Origin of the sequence: Streptomyces sp. NBC_00005, from assembly GCF_045160215.1 — a bacterium.
Classification (GTDB): domain Bacteria; phylum Actinomycetota; class Actinomycetes; order Streptomycetales; family Streptomycetaceae; genus Streptomyces.
Map to the genome: position 1 here is coordinate 5,103,225 of NZ_CP108316.1, position 18,662 is coordinate 5,121,886.

22 protein-coding genes and 1 tRNA gene are annotated in these 18,662 nt (G+C 70.1%); 16 read left to right on the forward strand and 7 right to left on the reverse strand.

Annotated features, from left to right (window positions below; translation table 11 throughout):
- Positions 1–80: 80 nt before the first annotated feature.
- Positions 81–902 carry a nucleotidyltransferase domain-containing protein gene (locus OG303_RS23405; RefSeq protein ID WP_405870609.1) on the forward strand — a complete coding sequence of 274 codons (822 nt, stop codon included), beginning with the start codon at positions 81–83 and terminating at the stop codon, positions 900–902.
- A 13-nt stretch (positions 903–915) separates the two neighbouring features.
- On the opposite strand, the gene OG303_RS23410 is transcribed toward OG303_RS23405, so the two are convergent.
- The 4 genes from OG303_RS23410 to OG303_RS23425 form a co-directional block, all read right to left on the reverse strand.
- Positions 916–1,746 carry an MBL fold metallo-hydrolase gene (locus OG303_RS23410; protein WP_405870611.1) on the reverse strand — a complete coding sequence of 277 codons (831 nt, stop codon included), beginning with the start codon at positions 1,744–1,746 and terminating at the stop codon, positions 916–918.
- Positions 1,743–2,624, reverse strand: a complete 882-nt coding sequence (locus OG303_RS23415) for an NUDIX hydrolase (protein ID WP_405870613.1) — start codon at positions 2,622–2,624, stop codon at positions 1,743–1,745. Before OG303_RS23415 ends, OG303_RS23410 begins: the two co-directional genes overlap by 4 nt.
- Positions 2,625–2,729: 105 nt before the next feature.
- Complete coding sequence (locus OG303_RS23420; RefSeq protein ID WP_405870615.1) at positions 2,730–3,197, reverse strand: RidA family protein; 468 nt, start codon at positions 3,195–3,197, stop codon at positions 2,730–2,732.
- Positions 3,194–3,352 (reverse strand): DUF4177 domain-containing protein, encoded by a 159-nt coding sequence (locus OG303_RS23425; RefSeq protein WP_019063748.1) that lies wholly within the window; start codon positions 3,350–3,352, stop codon positions 3,194–3,196. Before OG303_RS23425 ends, OG303_RS23420 begins: the two co-directional genes overlap by 4 nt.
- A 95-nt stretch (positions 3,353–3,447) precedes the next feature.
- Here OG303_RS23425 and OG303_RS23430 point away from each other — a divergent pair, with 95 nt between their 5' ends.
- Positions 3,448–4,425 carry an ArsA family ATPase gene (locus OG303_RS23430; RefSeq protein ID WP_405870616.1) on the forward strand — a complete coding sequence of 326 codons (978 nt, stop codon included), beginning with the start codon at positions 3,448–3,450 and terminating at the stop codon, positions 4,423–4,425.
- A gap of 58 nt (positions 4,426–4,483) precedes the next feature.
- Positions 4,484–5,881, forward strand: coding sequence for an ArsA family ATPase (locus OG303_RS23435; protein ID WP_405870618.1), 1,398 nt, complete (start codon positions 4,484–4,486; stop codon positions 5,879–5,881).
- A 23-nt stretch (positions 5,882–5,904) separates the two neighbouring features.
- Here the strand turns inward: OG303_RS23435 and wblA are convergent, their stop codons facing one another.
- On the reverse strand, positions 5,905–6,243 hold the full coding sequence (gene wblA / locus OG303_RS23440; RefSeq protein WP_266520506.1) for a transcriptional regulator WblA: 339 nt from the start codon (positions 6,241–6,243) through the stop codon (positions 5,905–5,907).
- A gap of 409 nt (positions 6,244–6,652) precedes the next feature.
- Between wblA and OG303_RS23445 the strand changes: the two genes are divergently transcribed.
- On the forward strand, positions 6,653–8,914 hold the full coding sequence (locus tag OG303_RS23445; RefSeq protein ID WP_405870619.1) for a transglycosylase domain-containing protein: 2,262 nt from the start codon (positions 6,653–6,655) through the stop codon (positions 8,912–8,914).
- A 234-nt stretch (positions 8,915–9,148) separates the two neighbouring features.
- Here OG303_RS23445 and OG303_RS23450 read toward each other — a convergent pair whose 3' ends face one another.
- The gene (locus tag OG303_RS23450; RefSeq protein WP_405870621.1) at positions 9,149–9,616 is read right to left on the reverse strand and encodes a GatB/YqeY domain-containing protein; all 468 of its coding nucleotides are present in this window, start codon (positions 9,614–9,616) and stop codon (positions 9,149–9,151) included.
- Positions 9,617–9,710: 94 nt separating this feature from the next.
- Between OG303_RS23450 and OG303_RS23455 the strand changes: the two genes are divergently transcribed.
- From OG303_RS23455 to OG303_RS23480, 6 genes are all read left to right on the forward strand, one after another.
- Positions 9,711–10,637 (forward strand): metallophosphoesterase, encoded by a 927-nt coding sequence (locus tag OG303_RS23455; RefSeq protein WP_405870623.1) that lies wholly within the window; start codon positions 9,711–9,713, stop codon positions 10,635–10,637.
- 263 nt (positions 10,638–10,900) lie between these two features.
- The gene (locus OG303_RS23460) at positions 10,901–11,686 is read left to right on the forward strand and encodes a Pr6Pr family membrane protein (protein WP_405870624.1); all 786 of its coding nucleotides are present in this window, start codon (positions 10,901–10,903) and stop codon (positions 11,684–11,686) included.
- 43 nt (positions 11,687–11,729) lie between these two features.
- A tRNA-Pro gene (locus tag OG303_RS23465) sits at positions 11,730–11,803 on the forward strand.
- A gap of 789 nt (positions 11,804–12,592) precedes the next feature.
- A complete protein-coding gene (locus tag OG303_RS23470) occupies positions 12,593–13,342 on the forward strand; it encodes an ANTAR domain-containing protein (RefSeq protein ID WP_405870625.1) in 750 nt (249 codons plus the stop codon).
- Positions 13,339–14,106, forward strand: coding sequence for a GAF domain-containing protein (locus tag OG303_RS23475; RefSeq protein WP_405870626.1), 768 nt, complete (start codon positions 13,339–13,341; stop codon positions 14,104–14,106). The genes OG303_RS23470 and OG303_RS23475 overlap by 4 nt, the downstream gene beginning before the upstream one ends.
- Positions 14,107–14,322: 216 nt before the next feature.
- Positions 14,323–14,925, forward strand: coding sequence for a DUF5994 family protein (locus OG303_RS23480; protein WP_405870627.1), 603 nt, complete (start codon positions 14,323–14,325; stop codon positions 14,923–14,925).
- On the opposite strand, the gene OG303_RS23485 is transcribed toward OG303_RS23480, so the two are convergent.
- Positions 14,916–15,110, reverse strand: coding sequence for a DUF5994 family protein (locus OG303_RS23485; RefSeq protein WP_405870629.1), 195 nt, complete (start codon positions 15,108–15,110; stop codon positions 14,916–14,918). The genes OG303_RS23480 and OG303_RS23485 overlap by 10 nt on opposite strands.
- 186 nt (positions 15,111–15,296) lie before the next feature.
- Between OG303_RS23485 and OG303_RS23490 the strand changes: the two genes are divergently transcribed.
- From OG303_RS23490 to OG303_RS23515, 6 genes are all read left to right on the forward strand, one after another.
- Complete coding sequence (locus OG303_RS23490) at positions 15,297–15,644, forward strand: hypothetical protein (RefSeq protein ID WP_405870631.1); 348 nt, start codon at positions 15,297–15,299, stop codon at positions 15,642–15,644.
- Between the two features lie 147 nt (positions 15,645–15,791).
- Positions 15,792–16,388 (forward strand): DUF5994 family protein, encoded by a 597-nt coding sequence (locus OG303_RS23495; RefSeq protein ID WP_405870633.1) that lies wholly within the window; start codon positions 15,792–15,794, stop codon positions 16,386–16,388.
- Between the two features lie 10 nt (positions 16,389–16,398).
- On the forward strand, positions 16,399–16,677 hold the full coding sequence (locus OG303_RS23500) for a hypothetical protein (protein WP_405870634.1): 279 nt from the start codon (positions 16,399–16,401) through the stop codon (positions 16,675–16,677).
- Between the two features lie 68 nt (positions 16,678–16,745).
- Positions 16,746–17,060 (forward strand): STAS domain-containing protein, encoded by a 315-nt coding sequence (locus OG303_RS23505; protein ID WP_405870636.1) that lies wholly within the window; start codon positions 16,746–16,748, stop codon positions 17,058–17,060.
- Positions 17,057–17,758 (forward strand): hypothetical protein, encoded by a 702-nt coding sequence (locus OG303_RS23510; protein ID WP_405870638.1) that lies wholly within the window; start codon positions 17,057–17,059, stop codon positions 17,756–17,758. The genes OG303_RS23505 and OG303_RS23510 overlap by 4 nt, the downstream gene beginning before the upstream one ends.
- On the forward strand, positions 17,746–18,612 hold the full coding sequence (locus OG303_RS23515; protein ID WP_405870639.1) for a slipin family protein: 867 nt from the start codon (positions 17,746–17,748) through the stop codon (positions 18,610–18,612). The genes OG303_RS23510 and OG303_RS23515 overlap by 13 nt, the downstream gene beginning before the upstream one ends.
- Positions 18,613–18,662 lie beyond the last annotated feature (50 nt).

Here is an 18,662-nt window from a genome sequence, read left to right on the forward strand (position 1 = left end):
CTGGGGGCTCCGCCCCCAGACCCCCGTTCGGCCTCAACGGCCTCGTCCTCAAATGCCGGACGGGCTGATGTAGTTGCCCCATGTCCGAGAACTCGCCCTCCAAAGGTCTCGACCCCCAGGGCTGCATCGAGCGCGAAGGCTCTCTCGCGCTCGTACCGGATGCCTTCCGCCCAGTCGTCACCGCGGCGCGCGACCGGCTGCTCGACCTGTTCGGGACGCGGCTGCACAGTGCGTACCTCTACGGATCGATTCCGCGCGGCAACGCGCGCGTGGGGCGCAGCGACCTGGACCTGCTGGTCGCCCTGTACGAGGAGCCGACCGACACGGACCGGGACGCCGCCCGTGCGCTGGGGGCGGCGCTCGACAAGGAGTTCGCGCAGATCGACGGGGTCGGCATCCTGCTGTACGGCCGGGCTCGGCTGCTGAGCGAGGCGGAGACGTACGACCTGGGCTGGTTCGTCGCCTGTCTGTGCACGCCCTTGCTCGGTGAGGACCTCGCCGAGTACCTGCCGCGCTACCGGCCCGACTCCCTGCTCGCCCGCGAGACCAACGGGGACCTCGCCCTGCTGCTGCCCCGCTGGCGGGAGCGGATCGCGGCCGCCGCCGACACGGACGCCGCACGGCGGCCCCTCGTACGGTTCATGTCGCGGCATCTCGTCCGCACCGCATTCACGCTCGTCATGCCCCGCTGGAACGGCTGGACCAGCGACCTGAAGGAGATGGCCGAGGCCTTCGGCGCCTACTACCCGGAGCGGGCCCAGCAGCTGCGAAGGGCGGCCGTCCTCGGATACGAGCCCAGCGGCGACCCCGCCGTACTGCGGTCGTACGTCGACGGCCTCGGGCCATGGCTCGCCGAGGAGTACGCGCGCGTGCACGGCGTGAAGGCCCCCAGGCCGGACTGAAGCAGCCCCCCGGTCAGATGAGCCCGTGCTCCTCCAGGTAGTCCAGCTGGGCCCGCACCGACAGCTCGGCCGCCGGCCACAGGGACCGGTCCACGTCCGCGTACACATGGGCGACGACCTCGGACGGGGCGCGGTAGCCGTCCTCGACGGCCGTCTCGACCTGGGCGAGGCGGTGGGCGCGGTGGGCGAGGTAGAACTCGACGGCGCCCTGGGCGTCCTCCAGGACCGGGCCGTGGCCCGGGAGCACCGTGTGGACGCCGTCGTCGACCGTCAGCGACCGCAGCCGTCGTAGCGAGTCCAGGTAGTCGCCCAGACGGCCGTCGGGGTGCGCCACGACCGTCGTGCCGCGGCCCAGCACGGTGTCGCCGGTCAGGACCGCCCGGTCGGCCGGGAGGTGGAAGCACAGGGAGTCCGAGGTGTGGCCGGGGGTCGGTACGACCCTCAGCTCCAGGCCGCCGACCGTGACCACGTCCCCGGCGGCCAGCCCCTCGTCGCCCAGCCGCAACGCCGGGTCCAGGGCGCGCACGTTCGTGCCGGTCAGCTCGGCGAAGCGGGCGGCGCCCTCCGCGTGGTCCGGGTGACCGTGGGTCAGCAGGGTGAGCGCGATGCGCCTGCCGGCCTTGGCGGCGGTGTCCACGACGTTGCGCAGGTGGCCCTCGTCCAGCGGGCCGGGGTCGATGACGACGGCCAGGTCTGAGTCGGGCTCGGCGAGGATCCAGGTGTTCGTGCCGTCGAGGGTCATCGCCGAGGCGTTGGGCGCCAGGACGTTGACGGCCCGGGAGGTGGCCGGGCCGGCGAGGACCCCGCCGCGCGGCCGGCCGGGAAGGGCTGCTGCGTCCGTCATGCGGAGGCTCCACCGGTCGGAAGGTCTGTCGGGATGTGCTTGGTGAACTCGTCGTGGCCCGGCCAGGACAGCACGATCTCACCGGCCTCCAGGCTCGCTCGCGCGAGGACGGGGGTGAGATCGCGGTCCGGGGCCGCGGCGAGCGCGTCTGCGGCCGTGGCGCAGGGCGCCAGCTGACGCAGGGTCGCGATGGTGGGCGGCATCATCGTCAGCTCCCCCTTGTCGTACGAGGCTGCCGCGTCCTCGGGGCGGATCCACACCGTGCGGTCGGCCTCCGTGGAGGCGTTGCGGGTGCGCTGGCCGTGCGGGAGGGCGGCCACGAAGAACCAGGTGTCGTAGCGCCGGGGTTCGAACTCCGGGGTGATCCATCGGGTCCAGGCGCCCAGCAGGTCGGAGCGCAGGACGAGGCCGCGGCGGTCCAGGAACTCGGCGAAGGAGAAGTCACGGGCGACGAGGGCCGCGCGGTCCGCCTCCCAGTCCTCGCCCGTGGTGTCGCCGACCACGGAGTCGGCGGCCGGTCCGGCCAGCAGGACGCCCGCCTCCTCGTACGTCTCGCGTACGGCGGCGCAGACGATCGCCTGGGCCGCCGTCTCATCGACGCCGAGCCGCTTTGCCCACCACGCGCGCGTGGGGCCCGCCCACCGGATGTGGTGCTCGTCGTCGCGGGGGTCGACGCCGCCGCCCGGATATGCGTACGCGCCTCCGGCGAAGGCCATGGAGGCGCGTCTGCGCAGCATGTGCACGGCGGGGCCGGCGTCGGTGTCCTTGAGGAGCATGACGGTCGCCGCGCGCTTGGGGACGACCGGGGTGAGGGTGCCGTCCGCGAGTGCGCGGATGCGTTCCGGCCAGTCCTGCGGAAACCACTGCCCATTCGCCATGGGCGGAGGCTATCCCGTGGCGCGCGAATGTTCGAGAGGTCGCCGAGGTCAGAGCGGCTGCCAGGGCCTGGCCCCGAGACGCCGGGCCGATCCGAAAGGCAGGGCCTACGCCCCGGTGAGCTCCACCTGGATCTCGACCTCGACCGGTGCGTCCAGCGGCAGCACCGCCACACCGACCGCACTGCGCGCGTGCACGCCCTTGTCGCCGAGGACCTCGCCGAGCAGTTCGCTGGCGCCGTTGACCACGCCGGGCTGGCCGGTGAAGTCCGAGGCCGAGGCGACAAAGCCCACGACCTTCACCACGCGCGCGATGCGGTCCAGGTCGCCGGTGACGGACTTGACTGCGGCCAGGGCGTTCAGGGCGCAGGTGCGGGTGAGCTCCTTGGCCTCCTCGGGCGTGACCTCGGCGCCGACCTTGCCGGTGACGGGCAGCTTGCCCTCCACCATCGGCAGCTGGCCGGAGGTGTAGACGTAGACACCGGACTGCACGGCCGGCTGGTACGCGGCCAGCGGCGGCACGACCGCGGGCAGGGCCAGGCCGAGTTCGGCCAGCTTCGCCTCTACGGTGCTCATGCCTTCTCCCGCTTCAGGTAGGCGACGAGCTGCTCGGGGTTGTTCGGCCCGGGCACGACCTGGACGAGCTCCCAGCCGTCCTCGCCCCAGGTGTCCAGAATCTGCTTCGTTGCGTGGACGAGCAGCGGCACAGTCGAGTATTCCCACTTGGTCATGCGGCCGACTTTAGCCGCTGCCCACCGACCGCCTGTGGCCGCGTTATCCACAGGCTGTCGCGTGGTTGGCACACAGACTGGTTAGGCTCGAAGGCGTGAGCAGGCTCCAGGTCGTCAGCGGCAAGGGCGGGACCGGAAAGACGACGGTCGCCGCCGCACTCGCGTTGGCCCTCGCGACCGAGGGGAAGCGGACGCTTCTCGTCGAGGTCGAGGGCCGGCAGGGCATCGCGCAGCTCTTCGAGACGGAAGCGCTGCCTTATGAGGAGCGCAAGATCGCCGTCGCTCCAGGTGGCGGGGAGGTGTACGCCCTCGCCATCGATCCCGAACTGGCCCTTCTGGACTACCTCCAGATGTTCTACAAACTGGGGGGTGCCGGACGGGCCCTGAAGAAGCTCGGCGCGATCGACTTCGCGACCACCATCGCGCCGGGCCTGCGGGACGTACTCCTGACCGGCAAGGCGTGCGAGGCGGTGCGCCGAAAGGACAAGAGCGGGCGGTTCGCCTACGACTACGTCGTCATGGACGCGCCGCCCACCGGACGCATCACGCGGTTCCTGAACGTGAACGATGAGGTGGCGGGCCTCGCGAAGATCGGGCCGATACACAATCAGGCGCAGGCCGTGATGCGCGTGCTGAAGTCGCCGGAGACGGCCGTGCACCTGGTGACGCTGCTGGAGGAGATGCCCGTCCAGGAGACCGCGGACGGGATCGCCGAACTGCGGGCCGCGAAGCTGCCGGTGGGGCGGATCATCGTGAACATGGTGCGTCCGGAGGTGTTGGACGCGGAGGCCCTGGAACTCGTACGCAGTGTGCCTCGTTCTTCGGTTGCCAGGTCGCTGTCGGCGGCCGGGCTCGGCGGGGCACGGCGCGGGGGGAACGCGGAGAAGCTGGTGGCCCCCCTGCTGCAGCAGGCCGAGGAGTACGCCGAGCGGTACACGCTGGAGCACGAACAGCGCGCCGTCCTCGCCGAGCTGGGCCTGCCCCTGCACGAACTGCCGCTGCTCACCGAGGGCATGGACCTGGCAGGGCTGTACGAACTGGCCACCGAGCTGCGCGAGCAGGGCCTGTCATGAGCGGGGGCATCAGGAGCGCCAGGAGCACCAGTCGCAAGCAGCGGAAGCAGGGGATGTCATGAGTCCGGACCAGGCCCACACCCAGGACGCCGCCCGCCACCGCCTGTCCCCCGCGCGCATGCTCGACGTCGATCCGCTGCTCGACGACCCGAAGACGCGGATCGTGGTGTGCTGCGGCTCGGGCGGCGTCGGCAAGACGACCACCGCCGCGGCCCTGGGTCTCAGGGCCGCCGAGCGCGGGCGCAAGGTGGTCGTGCTGACCATCGACCCGGCACGCCGGCTGGCCCAGTCCATGGGCATCGACTCCCTCGACAACACCCCGCGCCGGGTGAAGGGCGTCGACGGCGACGGCGAACTGCACGCCATGATGCTCGACATGAAGCGCACCTTCGACGAGATCGTCGAGGCGCACGCGGACGGCGAGCGGGCCGCCGCGATCCTGAACAACCCCTTCTACCAGTCGCTCTCCGCCGGCTTCGCGGGCACGCAGGAGTACATGGCGATGGAGAAGCTCGGGCAGCTGCGGGCCCGCAACGAGTGGGACCTGATCGTCGTCGACACGCCGCCGTCCCGCTCGGCGCTCGACTTCCTGGACGCGCCCAAGCGGCTCGGCTCGTTCCTGGACGGCCGGCTGATCCGGCTGCTCACCGCTCCGGCCAAGCTCGGCGGGCGGGCGGGCATGAAGTTCCTGAACGTCGGGATGTCGATGATGACCGGCACGCTCGGCAAGCTGCTGGGCGGTCAACTGCTCAAGGACGTCCAGACGTTCGTGGCCGCGATGGACACGACCTTCGGCGGGTTCCGCACGCGCGCGGACGCGACGTACAAGCTGCTGCAGGCGCCCGGGACGGCGTTCCTGGTGGTGGCGGCCCCGGAGCGGGACGCGCTGCGCGAGGCCGCGTACTTCGTGGAGCGGCTGGCCGCCGAGGACATGCCGTTCGCCGGCCTGGTGCTCAACCGGGTCCACGGCAGCGGCGCCGCCCGGCTGTCGGCCGAGCGCGCGCTCGCCGCCGCGGAAAATCTTGTGGAGCCCCGCATTGTCGATCAGGACGGCGGGAAAGCTGGACTTCGTAACTCTCCCGACACGTACGGCAGTTCAGAACCCCGCACCTCCTCGCCCGTCGAGCCCCCGGCATCCTCGTCCGTCGAGTCCGCCGCATCCGCGCCCGTCGAGTCTCCCGAGTCCGAGCCCGGCTCCCCCGGTCCGGATCAGGAGGACGAGGGCGCACAGAGCGTCGAGCGGCTCACCGCGGGCCTGTTGAGGCTGCACGCCGAACGTATGCAGCTGCTCTCCCGCGAGCAGCGCACGCGCGATCGCTTCACCGCGCGCCACCCCGAGGTGGCGGTGGCCGAAGTGGGCGCGCTGCCCGGCGATGTGCACGATCTCGCGGGGCTGCGGGACATCGGGGACCGGCTCGCGGCCAACCGGCCGGAGCTGCCCGAGGCGCCTGCCTGAGTTCTCCCCGCGAGGGGGTGCCCTCAGCTCACCGCCGCGTAGTGCTCGTACACCTCGTCGTCGTCGAGCGGCAGGATGCCCACCCCGCGCTCGTACTCCACACGAGCCGTCTCAAGAAGCCGGCGCCAGGAGGTCACGGTGGGGCGCCTGCGCAGCAGTGCGCGGCGCTCCCGCTCCGTCATGCCTCCCCACACGCCGAACTCGACGCGGTTGTCGAGCGCGTCAGCGAGGCACTCGGTGCGTACCGGACATCCGGTGCACACCGCCTTGGCCCTGTTCTGCGCTGCTCCCTGAACGAACAGTTCATCCGGATCGGTAGTGCGGCAGGCGGCCTGCGCACTCCAGTCGGTTACCCAGCCCATACCGGCGCCGTCCTCTCCCGAATCGAGGCTCCCCCACGGCGGCAGCGGCATATTCACCGCCGCCAGTTGAGGACGTTACGGAAGGTGGGCACAGCGCAACACCCCCTTCGGGCCCAATCTTGAATGGCCCGAACGGACTATGCGTAAGCGGCAGATCACCCGGGGGAGTGAGCTGGCGACATGCGTGACCTTCCCGGCAAACCGGGACAGTTCAGTTGAGTCACAACGGTCACCAGGTGACACACAAGGCGGATTCGGACACGTCCCCATCAAAAAAAGTTGGGGAACCTCCGGAACGATTCGGGGTCGCCGGACGTATTGATACGTAGCCCTACTGCTGTGACAGTTGAGAGCAGCTTAGGCCAAGGCATATACGCGTGTCCGGCGAATGAGAACGTAGGCTGCCCTCATGCCAAAGAAGCGCTCGGGCGGTGGCCTGTCCCCAACTCAGCAGGCCACCAAGTTCCTCGGTGTCAGTGTGCTCGCCGGTGCCGTACTTGCCGGTATCGCGCTGCCCGCCTTCGGCGCGCTCGGGCTCGCGGCCAAGGGATCCGTGGAGAGCTTCGACGAGCTTCCGGCCAACCTCAAGACGCCGCCGCTGAGTCAGCGCACCACGATCCTCGACGCCGACGGCGGCCAGATCGCCACCGTCTACTCGCGCGACCGTACGGTGGTCGCCCTCAAGGACATCTCGCCGTACATGCAGAAGGCGATCGTCGCGATCGAGGACTCGCGCTACTACCAGCACGGCGCGGTCGACCTGAAGGGCATCCTGCGCGCGCTGAACAAGAACGCGCAGAGCGGCGGAGTGGCCCAGGGCGCCTCCACGCTCACCCAGCAGTACGTGAAGAACGTCGCCATCGAAGAGGCCGGCGACGACCCGACCAAGGTCGCGCAGGCCACGCAGCAGACCCTCGGCCGCAAGATCAAGGAGCTGAAGTACGCGATCCAGGTCGAGGAGGAGCTCGGCAAGAAGAAGATCCTCGAGAACTACCTGAACATCACGTTCTTCGGCGAGCAGGCCTACGGCGTCGAGGCCGCCGCCCAGCGCTACTTCTCCAAGCACGCCAAGGACCTGAACGTCCAGGAGTCGGCGCTGCTCGCGGGCATCGTGCAGTCGCCGAGCCGGTACGACCCCGTCAACGACGAGGCGGAGGCCACCAAGCGCCGTAACGTCGTGCTGCAGCGCATGGCCGACATGGGCGACATCTCGCAGGCGGAGGCCGACAAGGCCAAGAAGACGCCGCTGGGCCTGAACCCGAGTCAGCCGAAGAACGGCTGCATCACCGCGGTCAAGGGCGCCGGCTTCTTCTGCGACTACGTCCGCGAGACGTTCCTCAACGACCCGGTCTTCGGCAAGACCAAGGAGGCCCGGGCGAAGGTCTGGAACCAGGGCGGTCTGACGATCCGTACGACGCTGGACCCGCAGTCCCAGTCGTCGGTCCAGGCGTCGATCAAGAAGCACGTCTACAAGACCGACGACGTGGCCACGGCCGCCACCATCGTCCAGCCCGGCACCGGCAAGATCCTCGCCATGGGCCAGTCCCGTCCGTACGGCTTCGGCAAGGACGAGACGCAGATCGACCTGTCCGTGAACCAGTCCATGGGCGGCGGCGCGGGCTACCAGCCCGGTTCGACGTTCAAGCCGATCGTGGCCGCGGCCGCCATAGAGCGTGGCACTCCGGCGACGCAGACGTTCTCCTCGCCGTACGAGATGGCGTATCCGAGCCCGGTCTCGATCTGTGACGGCAAGAGCTGGCGCGACGACCCGAACAACCCGACCAAGCTGACGAACGAGAACTCGTCGGAGCACGGCCCGTACAGCATGAAGGAAGCGACCGCGAAGTCGGTCAACACCTACTACGTGCAGCTGATCAGCGACATCGGCATCTGCCCGGTCACCGAGATGGCCAAGAAGATGGGCGTGGAGCGCGCGGACGGCGGCAAGATGCAGCAGGCGCCCTCCATCGCGCTCGGTACCCAGGAGATGTCCCCGCTGACGATGGCGAACGCGTACGCGACCTTCGCCTCGCGCGGCATGTACTGCACGCCGGTCGCCATCGAGTCCATCACCCAGACCGTCGGCAGCCAGAAGAAGTCGCTCGAGGTGCCGAAGTCGACCTGCTCGCGCGCGATGTCGGAGAAGACCGCCGACACGGTCACCACGCTCCTGAAGGGCGTGGTCGAGGACGGTACGGGTACGCAGGCGGGCCTCAGCGACCGTCCGAGCGCCGGCAAGACCGGTACGACGGACAACCGCTACGCGGCCTGGTTCGTCGGCTTCACCCCGAACATGGCGGGCGCGGTCTGGGTCGGCGACCCGGCCCACAAGCGCCAGATGAAGAACATCAGCATCGGCGGCGTCTGGAACGAAAAGGTCTTCGGTGGTCAGGTCCCCGGCCCGATCTGGCGGGACATGATGACGGGCGCCCTGGACGGCAAGTCCGTGGAGCAGTTCCACCTCGTCAACATCCCCGACGGCAACAAGGGCAAGGGCAAGGGCGACGACGACGGGGACAACGGAGACAACAACGGCAACGGCAACGGCGGCCTGACCGACGGAGGCACGGACGGCGGCACGACGTTCCCGACGCCCACCTTCTCCATCCCGGAGAACCTGTTCCAGGGCCAGAACGGCAACGGCGGGAACGGCAACGGCGGGCGCGGCTGACGCCGCCGACCGACCTGCCCGAGCTACTTGTACTGTCCGACCTGCCTGACCAGCTTGACCCGCCCGGACTGCCTTACCTGCCTGGACTGCCTGACTTGCCTGGACTGCCTGACTTGCTGGGACTGCCTGACTTGCTGGGACTGAGAACGCCGACGGCCCCTGATCGTCGTACGCAGATTTCTCTCGTACGACGATCAGGGGCCGTTCTCGTCTTGCGCCATGCGGCGGGGCCGATCAGCCGGCCAGGAGCTTCTTCACCACCGCGGCGACCCGGCCGCCCTCGGCAAGACCCGCGACCTTCGGGTTCACGATCTTCATGACGGCGCCCATGGCGCGCGGGCCCTCGGCACCGGCCGCCTTCGCCTCCTCGACGGCCTGGCCGACGATCCGCTGCAGTTCCTCGTCGCCGAGCTGCTTGGGCAGGTACGTGGCGAGCAGCTCGCCCTCCGCCTTCTCCCGCTCGGCGCTCTCGGCCCGGCCACCCTGCGCGAAGGCGTCGGCCGCCTCCCGGCGCTTCTTCGCCTCCTTGGTGATCACCTTCAGCACCTCGTCGTCGGAGAGCTCGCGCTTCTCCTTGCCCGCGACCTCCTCCTTGGTGATCGCGGAGAGCGTCAGCCGGAGCGTCGAGGAGCGGAGCTCGTCGTGCTCCCTGATCGCGGCCGTGAGGTCTTCCTGCAGCTTCGACTTGAGCGTGGTGGTCATGGGTTTGATTGTCGCAGGTACGCAAGGCCCGATGCCCGTTCATTTAAGGGGCGGTGGGGATCGGGGACCCTGCCGGGTCTGACACGATGGACGTATGCGCGCTCGATACGGAGTACCTCTGGGAATCGCGGCGGCCGGCGCCGCCGGTGTGGTGTACGCGGCGGGTTTCGAGGTCCGCTCCTTCCGCCTGCGACGGGTGACGGTCCCCGTCCTGCCCACCGGCATGCACCCCCTGCGCATCCTTCAGGTCTCCGACATCCACATGGTCGGCGGGCAGCGCAAGAAGCAGCGCTGGCTGCGCTCGCTGGCCGGCCTGCGTCCCGACTTCGTGATCAACACGGGTGACAACCTGTCCGACCCGGAGGGCGTGCCGGAGGTCCTGGACGCACTGGGCCCGCTGATGGACTTCCCCGGCGCGTACGTCTTCGGCTCGAACGACTACTACGGCCCCAAACCCCGCAACCCGGCCCGCTACTTGCTGGAGAAGGTCCAGGGCCGCCACGGTCTGAACGGCAACCCGCCGGTGGTCGGCGCGATCCACAACCCGTGGGAGGACCTGCGGGACGGTTTCGACGCGGCGGGCTGGCTGAACCTGACGAACACCCGCGGCACGCTCAAGGTCGAGGGCGTCTCGGTGGAACTGACCGGCCTGGACGACCCGCACATCAAGCGTGACCGCTACGCGCAGGTGGCCGGCGGCCCGTCCGGCGCCGCGGACTTCTCGATGGGCGTCGTCCACGCCCCGTACCTGCGCGCACTCGACTCCTTCACGACCGACTCGTACCCCCTGATCCTGGCGGGCCACACCCACGGCGGCCAGCTCTGCATCCCCTTCTACGGCGCCCTGGTCACCAACTGCGACCTGGACCGGGAGCGGGTGAAGGGCCTGTCCACGCACACGGCCGAGGGCCGTACGTCCTATCTCCACGTCTCGGCGGGCTGCGGCACGAACCGCTACACGCCGGTACGGTTCGCGTGCCCGCCGGAGGCGACGTTGCTGACGTTGGTGGCGCGGGGGTAGTTGGGGTGAGTGGGGCGCGGCGGCGTCTTGGGTGAGTCGCGGGCGGTGTCCTGGGTGGGGTCGCGGGCGGTGTCCTGGGTGGGGTCGCGGGCGGTGTCCTGGGTGGGGTCGCGGGCGGAGTTGTGAGTGGGATCGCGCGCGGCGTCCTTGGGTGAGGTTGTGAGCAGGGTCCCGCGCGGTGTACTGGGTGAGGTGTGCGCGAGGCGTAACCCGCACGGACCGCCCGCGTCGCCCCATATGTGGAGTTTGCCTAGCTTGGGGGCATGACCGCCCCCATACCCAGGGACATCCCGGACCTCCCCGCGATTCCCGGCAGGCCCGCGCAGCTGCCCTCCCACGTCCCCGCCTCCGCGGTGGTGACCCCCGTGCGCCACCCTCTCACCGCCGTGTACCGCCTCCTGGTCGCGCTGGCGGCAGCGGCAGCCGTGACGATCGACCTGCTCCTCGGCAGCCCGATCCGAGTCCTGAGCTACTTCACGATCCAGAGCAACATCCTCCTGACCCTGGTCTTCGTGCTCTCGGCCCGCCGCGCCTGGACGGCCCGCCGCCCGCTCCCCTCCGCCCTGACGGGCGCGACGCTGCTCTACATCACCATCACCGGGCTGGTGTACCACCTGCTCCTGACCAACGCCTCGAGCCCGTTCTCCATGACGGGCGGGACGACCCCTCCGGCCGGCTGGCAGTGGATCACCAACCAGATCCTGCACACGGCGGTCCCGATCGCGGCGGTCGTGGACTGGCTCCTACTGACACCCCCCGGGCGCCTGCACCTCCGCCAGGCGGCGACGTGGCTGCTCTACCCGCTGGCCTACCTGCTGTTCTCCTTCACCCGGGGTGAGCTGATCCTCCCCGGAACGCCGGGCCGCTACCTCTACCCGTTCCTGGACGTAGACCTCCACAGCTACAAGAGCGTCCTCGCCAACGCCCTCCTCCTCGGCCTCGCCTTCTACGCCCTCGCCATCCTCCTGGTGGCCCTGGACCACGCCCGCCCGAACCCCGTCCGCCACCGCGCGAAAACCGGATTTCGTCTCCAGCCACCCGTGGGCTAAAGTAAACGACGTCGCCGCGACGAGCAGGACCTGCAGCGACAATCGGGGTGTAGCGCAGCTTGGCAGCGCGCTTCGTTCGGGACGAAGAGGTCGTGGGTTCAAATCCCGCCACCCCGACAGTTGAAACACCAGGTCAGGGGCCTGATCCGCTTAGCGGGTCGGGCCCTTGAGTGGTTCCGGGGGTCGCTTTGAATGCCATCGGGGAGCCGAGTTCGGAATCCGGCTCCCGGGCACGGCCTCCGCCCGCAGCACTCTCTTGCACCTTCGCCCTCGGTCCCGTCAGGAACCGACCAGGGACGACACTTTCGACCACGCTCGTGGATACCTGGCGAAGGGGCGATCGGGCGGTCCCTCCGCGGCCGTACTCTCGTCATACGGCCGCCCGTGACCCCGGCCCTCTCCGTGAAGTCCCTTCCGCGCAACAGAGGCCCTGCGCAAGGCGAAAGCCCCCCAGTGACAGAGGAGATGGGGCGCATGGGTCTGTATCCCGACCTGTTCGACGAGTTGCGTGTGGTCACGGCGGGCGGCGAGTTGGACGTGACGACCGTGCCGGCCTTCGCGCGTGATCTGGAGGACGCCCGGCACGGCAGCGGGCGGCTGTTCCTCATCGTCGACCTGCTCGGCGTGACCTCATGGACGGCAGCGTCCTCGAGCCGGTGTGCGCGGCGTGGGAGGACTGTCATGGGCGGCTCGGATGGGTGCGGGTCGTGCACAACCGGCCAGGCACAACTCTCTTGTTCCGGGCCGCGGGTCTGCTGGAGCGTTTCCCGCGGTACGCGAGCGCCCAGGACGCCTGGCAGGACATACCCGCGGACCGTGCGGCGGGGGGCCGGTGCACGTAATGTACGGCGCAAGTCGGACGGCGTCTCACCCCGAAGTGCCCCGGCCGCCTGAGAGCGGAGAACGGTGATCAGCGACGGCATGGCCGAGGTCCTGCGGTCGCTGCGCCTGGGCCGGGTCGGCGACCCGGCCCAGGCGTGTGCGCGTGCGTTGGACGCCGCGGGGGTCGCGCTGTCGCTGCTGGTCGGTGCCAAGCGGTCGGCCGAGCCACTGTGGTGCCACCCCGAGCTGAGCGCGCGGTTCGAAGAACTCCAGTTCACGCTGGGCGAGGGTCCAGGGCCGGACGCGGTCCGCGTCGGCTCACCCGTCGTCGAGCCGGACCTGGAACGGGTGCGCCCCGAGCGCTGGCCCGCGCTGCTGCCGGCCGCGCGCGACCTGGGCGTGCACGGTGTGTGCTGCTTCCCGCTGGGCATCGGAGCCATCCGGATCGGCGTACTGACCCTGCTGTGCGACGGCGAGCGGCGGCTGAGCCAGCAGCAGTACGCGGACGCCACCGCACTGACAGCCCTGCTGACCAGCGCTCTCCTGAACGGCGACCGACGCGACGGGAACGGGGGCGTTCCCGGGCTCGGCACGGCCCTGGAACCTCCCTCGGTGCTGCGCCGCGCGGTTGTGCACCAGGCCACGGGAATGATCAGCGTCCAGCTGGACGTGTCCATGGAGGAGGCCCTGCTGCGCCTGCGCGCCCACGCGTACAGCAGCGAGCGCCTTCTCGGCGAGATTGCGGCCGACGTGGTCGCCCGCAGGCTGCGCTTCGACGACAACTTCGACGACGATGTGAGCGGGCCGTATTCGCCCGACGGTGGAGAGGGATGATCGGCATGGCCCGCGAACGACGTCTGGCCGAGATCTTCGTGGAGGTCGCAGACTCCCTCGTCGAGGACTTCGACGTCATCGACCTGCTACAGCGGCTGTCCACGCGCTGCGTGGAACTGCTCGACGTGTCGGCGGCCGGGATCCTGCTCGCCGACGCGCACGGCGAACTGCAGATCATCGCTGCCTCGGACGAGCACACACGACTGCTGGAACTCTTCGCGCTCCAGCACGACCAGGGCCCGTGCGTCGAGTGCTACCGCACCGGCACCGCCCGCACCAACATCGACCTGGCGCGGCCGGAGTCGGCCGCCGACTGGCCGCGCTTCGCCGCCCGCGCCCGCGAAACGGGGTACGCGGCCACACACGCCGTCCCCCTGCGCCTGCGCAGCCGGGTCGTCGGCGCCCTCAACCTCTTCCAGGCCACCCCGCAGCGCCTCGGCGACGACGACATCGCGCTCGCCCAGGCACTCGCCGACGTGGCCACCATCGCGATCCTCCAGCAGCGCACCCTGGAACAGTCGCACGTCGAGAACACCCAGCTGGAGACCGCGCTGACCAGCCGCATCCTGATCGAACAGGTCAAGGGCGTCCTGGCGGAACGCTGGAACACCTCCGTCGACGACGCCTTCGAAGCGTTCCGAACGTACGCACGCGCCCGTCGCGTGCGCCTGTCGGAGCTGGCCACGCAGATCATCTCGGGCACCTTCGACACCGCCGCCATCCCGCCCCCGGCACCGGACCGGGCCGACGACCACCGCGGCTGACCGCCGTCACGCTCCTGGCTGGAGGCCCCTCGCTCCTCGGGCGAGGACGGCCGCCGGACGTGAGGGGATCTCCGGGAGCGGTCCGTTCGGCCTCTTCGGGGAGTAGCGTGAACTCATCGGGAGCACTTCGCGCACCGGCCCCGATCCCGGTGTCGTTCCTGGTGAGCAACGACACCGGACGACTGCCCACGCGCAGAGGTCCGGGGACGGGTTCGCATGATGTCCGCGATCACCGACCATCCGGCGATGCGCGCCGTGCCCTTCAGGGCGCCGACCGCGCGCCTCGCCCTCAAACCCGTGAGCCCCCTCCCGGGGCAGGTCGAGCTGGACGGCGCCTGGTGGCCCCGCTCACGTGACCTGAACGACGAACTCCCCGCGCTGGCCGACGTACTGGACCCGCTGTGGGGACGGATCACCCGTATCGCCGTCAACCCCCGCTACTGGCCGATCATCCCGCACAGGATCTACGTCAACGGCCATGTGGTGAAGGTCGGTTGGTTCACCTCGGAGCTGGACCCGCACAAGATCCTTCTGCTGTCCGGCACGTCGGGCCGCTGGGACCTCCTGGTGATTCCCCCGGAGACCACCGCCCCCTCGGCCGCCCGGCTGATGGCCGCCGCAAGCGCGAGCACCGCCGCGCAGTCGACCGCGACCGCTCTCATGACGGCAGAACCGGCCGACGACACTTCCGCGTCGACGAAGCCACCACCGGACGCCTCCGCCGACGGGTGGTGGGGAGGTGACGGTGACGTCACCGCCCTGGCCGACAGCGCCCTGGCGATTCGCCGGGCAATGCTCGCCGGTCCGGATCAGACGTGACCGCCCGCGGCGGCTGCCATGAGGGGTTCGGCCGCCTGCGCGGTCGTGTCCGGCGGCACGGCCAGCAGGTCCCAGCGCCCCTGGCCGGGCGCGAGCAGGACGACGGTGTGCGGGGCTGATTCCACCAGGGCCCTGCGCAGTCGTACGACCTGGCCCACCCACCGGACAACAGCGAGGCCTGCCATGACCGTTTCACGGAGCATCAGGAACCAGGCGCAGACGATGAAAGGCAGGATTACGGAAGAGCTCGGCCGAGTCACCCGCAACAGGCGACTGCAACGCCGGGGCAGGGTCGACCGGGTTTCCGGAAGCCTGAAACAGGCTGCCGAGAAGACCAGGGGCGCCTTCAGGCGGAACGGAAGCGGCCCCCGGTGATGTACGACCAGACGCGCGCCCGGCAGTCCGCGGGCCGCACCCCGGGCCCGGCCGGGCGCCGCAGTCCGGGCCCGGAGCCGCTGCTCCCGTCGGACGGACAGAACAAGATCGTCCAGCGTCTCCGGCACGCCCTCAACACCTTCGCCGACACCCCGCGCGAGGCGCTGGAAGAGGCCGAGAGCGCCTATGACGAAGCCACCGCCCAGCTCGTGAACGCCCTCGCGGAACGACGGCGTTTCCTGCGCACCGGGTGGCAGGACCAGAACCCCGACGCACAGTCCGACGAACTCCGGCACGCGCTGAGGCAGTACCGAGAGATCACCCGGCGACTGCTCCACATCTAGGCAGGCACTACTCCGCGTCGCGGCGGATCGCGGAGTAGTGTCGACAGTACCGAGGGCATTTCGCACACCGGCTTCCACGCCGGGTCGTCCTCGGCGAGGGATGAAACCCGGGCTGCCGCAAAGGCGGCCCGGAGACGGGTCCGCACCATGTCGGCGACCTTGTACCCAACCCTGCCGCACGTCGAGCCCGTCACAGCCCCGGCCGCTCGTCTCGCCCTGAAGACCAACGGCACCTCCCGTGGACTCCTGGACGGTGCCTGGTGGCCCCGCTCCCGGGATCTGCTGAGCGAACTGCCCGCACTGACCGAGGTGTTGGACCCCTTGTGGGGCCGCATCACCCGCATCGCCATCAACCCGAAGTACTGGCCGGTCATCCCACGCCAGGTTCCCGTAGGCGGCCACATCGTCAAGGTCGGCTGGTTCACCCCGGAAATCGACCCGCACAAGCTGCTGCTGCTCTCCTACCGCACCGGCCGCTGGGACCTTCTGATCATCCCGCCGGAGACCGGGGCGGAGTCGGCGGCCCGGCTGATGGCTGCCGCGTCCGACTACGACGGCCCGCCCGTGACCGCGAGCGCGCTCATCGCCGCGGACGAGGCCCGGCACGGCGTCGCCGCGACCGACGAGCCATTGGACGCGGACGCGGCCTGGGAGTACGAGGGCGGCGCCTCCGCGGTGTCCGCGGCCGTCCCGCACCAGCCGGGGCCGCCCAGTCGGGCCAGTCACCTGATCGTCGATATGTGAGGCGGCCGCCATGAACGCCTTCCTGACGGCCGCCGCCTTCATCGTCCTCATCGCAGCGGCGGCATACGTGATCCACCGGCTCAACAGCGAGCACGCCGACAGAATCGCCGTGCACCAGTACAGCGCCGCCCGACCCGACCGTCGCGGACGCGGCACGCCGCAGCCTCCGGTGGGACCGGATCGGTCCGAGTCGCCGACCACCGGCGAGCGACGGGACCACCGTGACGGGGGCCGTGGCCGCTTCCCGCCGCGCCCCGGACGCAGCCGTGCCACTACTCACCACAGGTGACCAACCGGTTTCCAACACCGGGCCATTGACTGTGCGAGGAGCGGCCGGACCCCATGAACCGAGGCATCATGACTCTTCCGCAGCTGAACATCTACCGGCACGACCGGGGTACGCGAGCACTGATCACCCTGGCCGGCGAGATCGACCCGGTCACCGCACCCCTGGTACGCACGGCTCTGGAGCGGTGCCTGCTGGACGGCATCACCACCATCGACGTCGACCTGACCACCGTCGGTCTCTGCGACACCAGCGGCCTGGGCGTCTTTCTCGACGCGTCGCGGCACGCCGCCGAGACCCACACCTCCCTGCGACTGCACTACCCGTGCCCACAGACCGCACGACTCCTCGCGTACACCGGCTCCGATCGAGTGCTCCTTCGATGAACCAGGCCGGAACAGCGGTACGGAGGAGGGGAGTCGATGAGCCGGTCCTCCCGAACGCGATCCGGCTGCGCCGGCTGAACCGGGGGCAGGCCGAGGACCTGCGGGAGAACCTTGCCGACCTGTACGTGAAGTCCGCCGTCGGAGCGGGCGGCGGGGAGTACCGCGACCGGGAAGGTCTCCTCCGCCGTCTGGCGGGTGACATCCGGCGTCCGGGCTTCGCCCTGCTGGTCGCGGAGACGACCGCCCTGGCCGGCTACACCTTCGGCTTCCCGGTCGGCCGCGACGGCTCCTGGTGGCGGGGCTTCGCCGGCACCCTGCCCTGGACCATCGGGCAACTCACCGCCGCCGGGCGGGTCTTCGCCCTCACCCAGGTCGTGGCCCACCCGCACGAGCAGAACCGCGACATCGCCGACCGACTGCAGGAACGCCTGCTGACCGACCTCCACGCCGCGCTCGGGGTCACCCTGGTCCATCCCTCCGACCGGACCGCCCACGCCGCGTTCCGGTCCTGGGGGTGGCTGGAGATCGGCGCGATCGTGCGGCTGCCCGGGCCGGTCGCGCTGCGGGTGCTGGTCCTGCCCGTGGCACGGTCGCAGCGGCCGGATTCCCCGGCGAACCTCACACCGGACCGAACGGGTGCCGGGAACTCCCCGCACTCCGTGAACCTTGTCCCGAGGAGCCTCACATGCAAGCCCTGATCGTTCTCGTCGTCGTGATCGGCCTTGTGGCCCTCCTCGGCCTCGCCCTCTCCCTGAAGGTCGTCAAGCAGTACGAGAAGGGCGTGCTGTTCCGCTTCGGCCGGCTCGTCGGAACCCGCGACCCGGGACTGCGGTTCATCATCCCGATCGTCGACGTCCTGCACCGGGTGTCGCTCCGGGTCGTCACCATGCCCATCCAGTCCCAGGGCATCATCACCCGGGACAACGTGAGCGTCGACGTGTCCGCGGTCGCCTACTTCCGCGTCGTCGACGCGGTGAAGTCGGTCGTCGCCGTCGAGAACGTCCACACGGCGATCAACCAGATCGCCCAGACCACCCTGCGGAAAGTCGTCGGACAGCACACCCTGGACGAGACGCTGTCGGAAACCGACCGCATCAACCTCGCCATCCGCGAGATCCTCGACGTCACCACCGATGAATGGGGCGTGCAGGTCACGCTGGTCGAGCTGAAGGACATCCAGCTGCCCGACACCATGAAGCGCGCCATGGCCCGCCAGGCCGAGGCCGAGCGGGAGAAGCGAGCGAAGATCATCAACGCGGAGGGCGAGTCCCTGGCCGCCGCCGCGCTCGGCGACGCCTCGGACACGATGATGGCCCACCCCCTCGCCCTCCAACTGCGCAATCTGCAGAGCCTGGTGGAGATCGGCGTCGACAAGAACACCACCGTCGTCTTCCCCGCCCCCCTCATGAGCACCATCGGCGAACTCGGCTCGTTCCTCGCCCGGGAAACCGCGGCCGCTCTTCCCGCGAGGGCGCTGCCGTCGTCCGTCCCCGACCGGACGGACAAGACACTCAGGCCGGCCACCGACGACGCGCCCGGCACGGCAGCATGACCGGTGCCGCACCGGGCATCGCCCGTAGGCAGTGGGTATCGCGAGCTCGC